This window comes from Viscerimonas tarda (genome assembly GCF_054601255.1).
On sequence record NZ_BAAHWV010000064.1, the window covers coordinates 1 to 8,496 of the forward strand.

Below are 8,496 nucleotides of genomic sequence, written 5' to 3' on the forward strand. Positions count from 1 at the left end.
CGTGGTCGCATATCCCTCCGCCGTTCATCTTCAGCATCCATATCGCATCTTTCTGGCTTTGGTACAAACCGGGAATGCCCAACGCTTTCAAGTCAAGGTTGGGGAAAGTCTGGTGCGAGCCGTCATACGGAGAAAAAATAATGAGTTTTTTTACCTAACTGCAATCTTGTTCCCAAAAAGTTGTACCTTTGCACCGCATTTTATACATAAGTTCGTATGATACAGTTAGAGTCATTAAAATTACAGAATTTTCGAGGTTTTGATAAGTTGAAAATAGACGGCTTTTCAAAAATCAATGTACTGCTCGGCGAAACTAAATCCGAAAAAAACAAAGTAAAAGACCCAAATCGTGATTTCAAAAACACACAGCATTGGGACTTAAATGCTGCGGCATTAAAGCCATTGAAGGATTTTTTGCATATACATTTAGATTAATGCCTTCGCGCAAAGTATCCAGCCCTTTCATAAAGAAATAGTTGTGAATTGTCCGGCTTGCCTGCCGCAGTGTGGGGTCTTTGCTGTTGGAAAAAGCGGTGTCGAAAACCGAAACATCGCCAAAGGGAATGTTTGACGAAACAATGTCGAATTGATTGTCGGGGCGGTTTTCGATTTCTTCAAAGCCGCGAATATGTACTTTGTCTTCGGGGTGCAGGTGTGAAAGGATTTTGCCTGTCAGTAAATCCTTTTCAAAACAGACGGTTTCCATAGTTGGAAAAGAAGTTTTGAATTTTCCGCAAATGCGCCGTTACCAGCCGAAGGGTCAAGAAAACGCGCGGGAGTTACGCCGTTTTCGTTCAGGGTGTCGGAAATGGTTTTGATAATTTCGGGCGGGGTATAAAACGCTGTCAGTACAGAATTTTTCAGGCTGCCATAGTAGCGTTTGTATTCGCTTTCGTCCTTGCTGTTTTCGCGGATAAGTTGTCTGAACCTTGATTTTCTTGATTATGGGATTCTCCTGATTTTTCAATTACTCATGATAATCATTTAATCCCATAAATCATGGTTCAGACATTTTACTCCATTTTAGTTGTCCGTACCGCATATTGGCAGCGGGATATGCTTCCTGCGGAACATATACCGACAGTCCGCAGAATGTGTGAATGGGTTTTAAGGTCGCCACGCCCGCAGAGTAGTAACTGTCGGTAGCGGCTTTATAGAGAACGCAGCGGTCGAGTGCGGTTTGAAAGTCATTGTATTTTTCCGGCGCGAACTTTTGAATACAGTCGCCCAAATCAAAATAAATCTTTTGACTGCCGTAGCCAAAGCACTGAATATCGTTAATGCCCGTGTCATTGCGGGCTTGACCCGCAATCCCCTGAAACAGCGTTTTCAGGTTTTCTAATTCCGCCGTTTTCACGACACTTACCGTTGCAGACCGGTACAGCCCCGATTGGTTGTTGAAATACTCGTAAAAATCCCTTGCAACGGCGGTTAAATCGGGTTGCGGTTGAAAAAGGCGTTGCGCCATCGTAGAATACACAAAACCCGGACTGACGACTTCGGCAGGCGAAGCCACAATGTAATCCGCCTTGTCTTTCAATTCGTAGGCAACTTCTACCGCTCCCATAAAGCAGGCATCGAAAATAATAAAGTTCAGTTTATAGGGAATGGCTTCGGCAAAGGCTGTGAGTTCCATATAGTTGTTTGTTTCGCTTGTACTTTTATCCAGAATAATGGATTTGAGGCGGGGCGGTTCGGACATTTCGGCGGGCAGCCAGCCGGTGGCGTGGGAAAGCACGACTAACCCGTAAGAATTGGCAGGACGATAGTTTTTTACATCGTTCAACACGCGGGTAAGCGTTTGGGGATTAGCCGAGTTTTCATCGGGATAGATTGCGATTGTATCGGCAACATTGCCTTTTTGCGGATTGTAGTAGATATGAATAAGCGCGGCATTGCCGCCTGCATCGGAATAGACAAGCAGATTGCCGTCAAGATTTTTGTTCCAATGGATACGCAAGGTTTCGATTTTTTGTGCGGCTTCTGCGCGAAAATTATTATCTACTCCCAAATATAATAACACAGTACGTTGAGCGCTTGCGGGGATTTCATCGGGGTATGGCTCGTCCGGCTCGCATCCCGACAGGAGGCAGGCAAGCATGAAAACCAAGTATAGTGATAAACGATTTTTCAAATACGCAAAAAAGGCATCGTAAATTATTAAAACTTATTCATTTTTCCAATGAATCATATCGTAGAACATTAGTCTTGTTCGTAAAATAATTGCTTCTTCGGGCGACCGTTTCAAATATTCGCGCTCTTGTTCTTCCGTCGAAAAAACGAATGTAAATTCGTTTTTCTGATAAAATCTCAGCACTGCAGGAACATTGTAAGCATCTACCACAAGAAAACGGCTGATGTTTGGAAATGCGGCAAGACTATAATCTTTGACAAATTCTATCAACTGTGAACCTATGCCCTGTCCCTCAAACCCCAAGGCAACGCCGAAACGTCCTATAAGGAATGACGGATATGAATTTAATGATTTTTGATAGGGTATGCAGTCTTTTACTTTTTTACGCCGACTGTTTGGTAATAGAAAAGTTTTGATACTGTCAGCCGAAAGTGAAAATGCACAAACCACTTTGCCCGTTTGTAAGTGACGAAAAAAATAGGTCTGTCCCAACAATTGATTTTGATAGTTAATGGCATCGTGATTAAAAAAATCGTTCAAGTCTTCATCATCACAATTGAAATCTATAATCAACTGTTCCGAAGACAAAGCGACTAACTCGCAATCTTCTAACAGATTGATCATAAAAACTTTTGTTTAGCTAAAAATTGTCTTACTTTTTGAAATCTTTCTTCACTAAACTTTCTCTTGGGCGGCGTTTGCAACTGCTTTTCCCATGCAGCGTAAAAGTCTTCCGCCATCTTACCGGTTAGTACCGGTGCACTTCTTACTGGTATTGCCATAGCCTTATATATTTTAAATTACGCCACAAAGATACAAAATATTTTGTCAATCCAAATTTAGTTCGTAATGTTTGCAGCAACATACGCACTACGCCGGAAGGCGTTAAATTTTGATAACCCCGTACAAGCGAAGCGCAGTGCGGGGGATAAGGCGTATCCTCCTATCCGCAACCCCGAAGTGGGTTGAATTTATTCATCTTGCCAAAACCATTTTTCATCCTCATCAATGCCGTTTTCTTTGAACAATCTATTTATTTCATTGCTAAAAACTTCTACTTTATGATGTTCTTGTTGATTTTTGATGTAATTTATGATGATATCTTTTTCTTTGTAGGAATAGGTTAGTGCACAGTATTTCACGCCCCACCCACTAAAATCAGGGAAATAGCCTGATTCTTTCATCCATTTGGAACTGCTAACTTTTATGTCTTTTATGTAATCTGCCAAAGCCACTGATGGATGCAAATCGGACAATATATGAATGTGGTCGGGCATTCCATTGATTCGAAAAAGCGTACAGTTTTTATTTTTGATAATGCCCATAATATAAGCATACAACACGCGAGAATGCTCAGGAGTGATGCTCTGTTGACTGTGCTTTGTTCTAAAAACAATATGATACAGAATTTGACGATAACCAGCCATAAATAAGTCATTTAATAATCTATTTTGCTCGCAAAGGTAATCATTTTCCATCAAATGGCAAGTCCGGAAGAACTTCAACCCACTACGGGGTTGCGGAGAGAGGGGGAGCCATATACCCCGCACTGCGCTATCGCTTGTACGGGGTTATCAAAATTTAACGCCTTCCGGCGTAACGGAAGAACGGAAGAGCGAGTGAACGGCGAAAGCAATCTACCCCGTATGGGGTATAATTTCGATAACCCCGTACAAGCGAAGCGCAGTGCGGGGGATAAGCGATAGCGCAGTGCGGGGGATAAGGCGCCTCCTCCCTGCAACCCAACCTCTCAAAGACCGATGAACTAAGGGACAAACACGACGCGGAACCCGATGTCGTGGTTAGCGAAGTCGGGATCTTCTCTGTAGCGAAACGCGGAGCGGCAATACTGAGCGAGGACGCTCCAGTTGCCGCCGCGAAGCACGCGGTCGGAGCCAGTAGTAGAGCCGGCAGGATCGATAACAGGGTCGCTGTCGTAACTTTCGTACCAGTCGCTGCACCACTCATATACATTGCCGTGCATGTCGTAAAGGCCGTAATTGTTTGCATCAGGATAACTGCCAACGGCGGTGGTCCCTTTGAAGAGGCTGCTTTGCGATGCATCATAATAGTCGCCCGAATGCCCATTATCCAAATCGTAAGGATACGTTGCATAAAAACTAGCCATATCGCCTGTCAGTTTCCTGCCCGTGCCGATACCGAAAGGCAGGGTATTGACCTCGGTAGCCTTATTTGGGTAATCGCCGCGGCAGGCATACTCCCATTGCGCCTCGGTCGGCAACGAGCCGCCAACCCACCCGGCAAATGCTTTTGCTCCGTACCAACTAACATAAATCACCGGAAAATTTTCCTTGCCCGAAGCAGGTTCCCATTTATCGCCGGCCCATCTCACGCCCCATTGGCTGCGGCTGCTTTGTGTACAGTCAAGGATATAGGTTTGTGACCCGTCACTTGTCAGGCTGCCCTGCCCGTTGCTGCCTATGCCGTTCGCGTTCAGAAACGCTGCATACTGGGCGTTCGTAACCGGATATTTGCTCATATAAAAGTCCTTGGTCAGCGTTACCTGATGCTGCGTTTCATTATTATAGCGGTTCGGCTCGCTTGCGGGGCTGCCCATCATAAACGTCCCCTTGGGGATAAAGGCTACGGGGATGTCCCTGATATCGAAGATAACGGTTTTTGCCCCTATTTTTGTGTATTGCCCAGCCGTCAGCGTTACGCTTGTTTTTTGCCATGTCAGGGTTTCACCGAGGTAGGTATAGCCGCCGCTCAGGGTTACGCCTGTTTGGGGTTTCGCTATATAGCGGTAGCCGTCGCCGATTTTGCAGGGCGTAACGTCGGTTGTTCCTGCTTTTAAGGTTACGGCGGTCGCGCTTGCGGGCAGGCTTACTTCCACCAGCGCAAGGGCGTGGGTGAGGGTTGTGCTTAATATTGAGCCGCTAAGCGAGCCTGTGCCCGTCAGCAGGTCGGAAGCGGCGTAGTCCGCCTGTGCGCTCTGGTCGGTCTTGGGCGTGAAGGCGGCAACGATGTCCGCCGCCGATGTTTTGCCGTTCATTGCCGCGCTGTACGGATAGTAAACCAGATAGGTAACACTTCCCCCCGTATAGCGGTATACCGGGTCGGCTACCGGATTCCAGCTCGTACCGCCGTACACGTAGGGAATGTTGTTTTCCCTTATCACGCCGTCTTGAATAACGGTAATCCCGATTTGGTCGCCCGTCGCAAAACTCGTAGTGTAACCCGCATCGGAGGTGCGCGTTTCGGGACTTCCGGAGGTGAATCCCTGCGCCGATACCTGTATGGTCAATGCTTCGCCTGTGGCATTCGGGAGGTTGTCGTCTTCGGAACAGCCTGCAAAGAGGCAGACTGCCATCAATACCATTAAGGTCTTTAAGCTCCTTAAAGTCCTTAATCTCTTCAAATTCTTGTTCTCTTTCATATTCTTCAATTTTCAATCTATTACTACTCACAAAAAAGCGCATAAACCGCTGATATATTGGTTTACACGCCTTTGTTATTATTGTTATGGCGGACTTGACCCGCTATCCCCCGATAATCGTTAATTACTACATACTGGGTTTAATTACGGAACTGTTATAATCCTGCAACTGCTTTGTTGTATTCTTGTCTTGCATTTTTCAGATAATCTAAAATCTGCTTGGACGACATTTTTGAAATTTTGGCATCAATTCCGTCTCTAATCTCCCGCATCATTTTTACGCTGTCAAATTTCTTCGTTTTCATAACTTCTCAATTCTTTAGGTGAATGTATCTCTAATATAGCATAACCGTTTTTAATATTTACGGCATTATACCCTCTAATTCTATGCACATTGACAATATGTTTAAAATTCCAGCTTACCAATATGTCAATTTTATTTATGGTGGCTGTGGCAATGTGAATGCAATCATCCTTGCTGGTTTGCCCTACAACATTTTCTGATAAATATTCCATCGCTAATTCAATACATTCCGGAGAAACAATAATTTCTTCAAAATTAATTGACAAATCATGCAACAGGTTTCTGACCCTTTCAGGTGCATTCATCAATTCCTTCAATGTTAAGTCCGAAATAAAAATATCATACTTTTTGTCTTTTATTTCGCGGAAAAGTTCCTGTGTGTCAAGCGAAAATTCATCATCGTAATATCCGCCAATTACAGAAGTATCCAAGTATAATACTAATTTCCTGCCTTTCATCTTGTTTCATTTGAATGCAAAGATACGGATTTTCTTTCAACGGACAATTTTCCATTGAAATTTTCGTGTAAACCAATATGTCAAAGAACGCGCTTTTAAATTGTCTGAACCATGATTTTTACAAGATTTTTATGATTGCCATGATTGAAGAAAAAAATCCTGAAAATCTTTTTAATCCTGTAAAAATCATGGTTCAGACATTTGCCTGCCTGTCGCTGCGCTCGTCCCTCGCTTGCTCTTTGGCAGGCTTGCTCGCTCAAGGAACGATGAAACTAAGGGACAAACACGACGCGGAACCCGATGTCGCTGCTAGCGAGGACGGGATTGACGCTGATGCGATACGCGGAGCGGCAAGACTGAGCGAAGTCGCGCCAGTAGCCGCCGCGAAGCACGCGGTAGGAGCCCGGATTAGGGCTTACGGGGTCGGTTACGGCGCCGCTTCCGTATGCCGCCGAGCCGTTCCAGCTATCCTCGCACCAATCATATACATTGCCGTGCATGTCGTAAAGGCCGTAATTGTTTGCATCAGGATAACTGCCAACGGCGGTGGTCCCCCCTTTGTAGAGGCTGCTTTGCGTTGCATCATAATAGCTGCTGCCCGAAGGGGTATAATCCAAATCGTAAGGATACGTTGCCCAAAAATTAGCCATATCTCCTGTCAGCTTCCGGCCCGTGTCGATACCGAAAGGCAGGGTATTGACCTCGGTGGCCTTATCCGGGTAATCGCCGCGGCAAGCATATTCCCACTGTGCCTCGGTCGGCAAACTGCCTCCGGCCCAACGGGCATATTCGGAAGCGCCGTACCACGTTACATAAATCACGGGGTGGTTATCATAACCGCTTACCGGAACCCACTTGTTGTTATCGCTGTCCCAGTTAAGACCCCAGTTGTAACTGCCGCTGCTCGTCTCGATTAATATTTCGGTAGGATATGTTCCTGATGCCCATCGTCCATCGCTCCCGATAGTGTTGGCGTTCAAAAACGCTGCATACTGGGCGTTCGTAACCGGATATTTGCTCATATAAAAATCCTTGGTCAAAGTTACCTCATGCTGCGTTTCATCATTATAGCGGTTCGGCTCACTTGTGGGGCTGCCCATTATAAACGTCCCCTTGGTAATAAAGGCTACGGGGATGTCCCTGATATGCGTCCTGACAGCCGTTACCTCATCCGTCGAGCCTGCCCCCCAGGCTGTAATGCTCTGGCTTGACACGGTGATGCCGGTCTTGTTCACCGTAACCTCATAGTCGTAGCGCGTACCCGGCGCAAAGTTGATGGCGGAAATGTCCCAGAAGTAGTCGTTGCCGTCAACGGTAAATTTTACTTTGCCCGACGCGTAGTATCCGGGTATCAGTATGGCTTCGTATGTATAGGGCGAAGCCTGACGGGGGGTGATATTTCCCGTTGCCGTGATATTAAAATCTGTTCCGTTGGAGAGCTTAAAACCGGCGGTTGTGCCTGTGTTCTGTATTTCTACGGCAGTCAGCCCCGACAAGTTGGAAAAGCCGTCGCCTGCTGTTACCGTCATTTTCAGTTTCGCCAGCGCGTGTGTGAAGGTCAGGTTTACCGGATTGGAGGACTTGTCTTTTCCCGTGGCATCGTTGCTGTACAGCAGGTCGATATTGGCGGGGGCGCTTTGGTCGGAAACATCCACCGGATAGTTGCCGAGCGTTTGCCCGTTTTTCCAAGGGTAGTAGGCGATAAAATTCACGCTGCCCGACTGCGGGAAAGCGAGCGTATTGCCCGCGCCGTAGGGGACAAGCGCACCGGAGGCAACGTTGCTTACCGTGTATTGACGGTTGTCGGCAGTGGCTGCGCCGGTCATAAAAATGCCGACAGGGTCGTTCTGCGCCCATTCCGTTTGGCCGCTTGTGCCATTAATGGCAGTGCGGGTGGCGGGCGTGGCGGCAATGCCGGTTGCCGAAAATTGCACGGCTGCGCCGGCGGCAGGCAGGTTGTCATCGTCCTGCGAGCAGGAATTTGTCTGAACCATGATTAACGGGATTATCATGATTGACAGGATTCTTTTGAATAATTTTTTACTGTTCATCATATCTTTAATTTTTACTTTTCTTTTGCGCCGGTTCCCGCCGCGAAGCGGGAACACTGTTCATTACGCGCCGGGCTTACGCATTGCGCCCGGACCGGCTGCCGCTTTTTACTCGGCTGTGCCGCTGCCTGCAATGGGACTGTCCCAAT

General features: G+C 46.6%; 10 protein-coding genes. 1 reads left to right on the forward strand and 9 read right to left on the reverse strand.

Annotation, left to right across the window (positions count from 1 at the left end):
- Positions 1-355: 355 nt before the first annotated feature.
- The 9 genes from ACYPWY_RS15110 to ACYPWY_RS15150 form a co-directional block, all read right to left on the reverse strand.
- Positions 356-706, reverse strand: coding sequence for a hypothetical protein (locus ACYPWY_RS15110; RefSeq protein ID WP_459686382.1), 351 nt, complete (start codon positions 704-706; stop codon positions 356-358).
- Between the two features lie 291 nt (positions 707-997).
- Positions 998-2,101: a clostripain-related cysteine peptidase gene (locus ACYPWY_RS15115; protein WP_459686383.1), complete on the reverse strand. Its 1,104-nt coding sequence runs from the start codon at positions 2,099-2,101 to the stop codon at positions 998-1,000.
- A gap of 66 nt (positions 2,102-2,167) precedes the next feature.
- Entirely contained in the window at positions 2,168-2,758 is a 591-nt protein-coding gene (locus ACYPWY_RS15120) for a GNAT family N-acetyltransferase (RefSeq protein WP_459686384.1), read from the reverse strand.
- A complete protein-coding gene (locus ACYPWY_RS15125) occupies positions 2,755-2,916 on the reverse strand; it encodes a hypothetical protein (protein WP_459686385.1) in 162 nt (53 codons plus the stop codon). The genes ACYPWY_RS15120 and ACYPWY_RS15125 overlap by 4 nt, the downstream gene beginning before the upstream one ends.
- Positions 2,917-3,105: 189 nt before the next feature.
- Positions 3,106-3,561, reverse strand: a complete 456-nt coding sequence (gene tnpA / locus ACYPWY_RS15130; RefSeq protein ID WP_459686386.1) for an IS200/IS605 family transposase — start codon at positions 3,559-3,561, stop codon at positions 3,106-3,108.
- A 338-nt stretch (positions 3,562-3,899) separates the two neighbouring features.
- The gene (locus tag ACYPWY_RS15135) at positions 3,900-5,534 is read right to left on the reverse strand and encodes an SUMF1/EgtB/PvdO family nonheme iron enzyme (RefSeq protein ID WP_459686387.1); all 1,635 of its coding nucleotides are present in this window, start codon (positions 5,532-5,534) and stop codon (positions 3,900-3,902) included.
- A 155-nt stretch (positions 5,535-5,689) separates the two neighbouring features.
- Positions 5,690-5,839, reverse strand: coding sequence for a hypothetical protein (locus ACYPWY_RS15140; RefSeq protein WP_459686388.1), 150 nt, complete (start codon positions 5,837-5,839; stop codon positions 5,690-5,692).
- On the reverse strand, positions 5,820-6,296 hold the full coding sequence (locus tag ACYPWY_RS15145) for a type II toxin-antitoxin system VapC family toxin (protein WP_459686389.1): 477 nt from the start codon (positions 6,294-6,296) through the stop codon (positions 5,820-5,822). Before ACYPWY_RS15145 ends, ACYPWY_RS15140 begins: the two co-directional genes overlap by 20 nt.
- 272 nt (positions 6,297-6,568) lie before the next feature.
- On the reverse strand, positions 6,569-8,308 hold the full coding sequence (locus ACYPWY_RS15150) for an SUMF1/EgtB/PvdO family nonheme iron enzyme (RefSeq protein ID WP_459686390.1): 1,740 nt from the start codon (positions 8,306-8,308) through the stop codon (positions 6,569-6,571).
- On the opposite strand from ACYPWY_RS15150, the gene ACYPWY_RS15155 reads away from it, so the two are divergent.
- The coding region (locus ACYPWY_RS15155; protein ID WP_459686391.1) for a hypothetical protein at positions 8,307-8,496 on the forward strand (190 nt) is incomplete at its 3' end. The genes ACYPWY_RS15150 and ACYPWY_RS15155 overlap by 2 nt on opposite strands.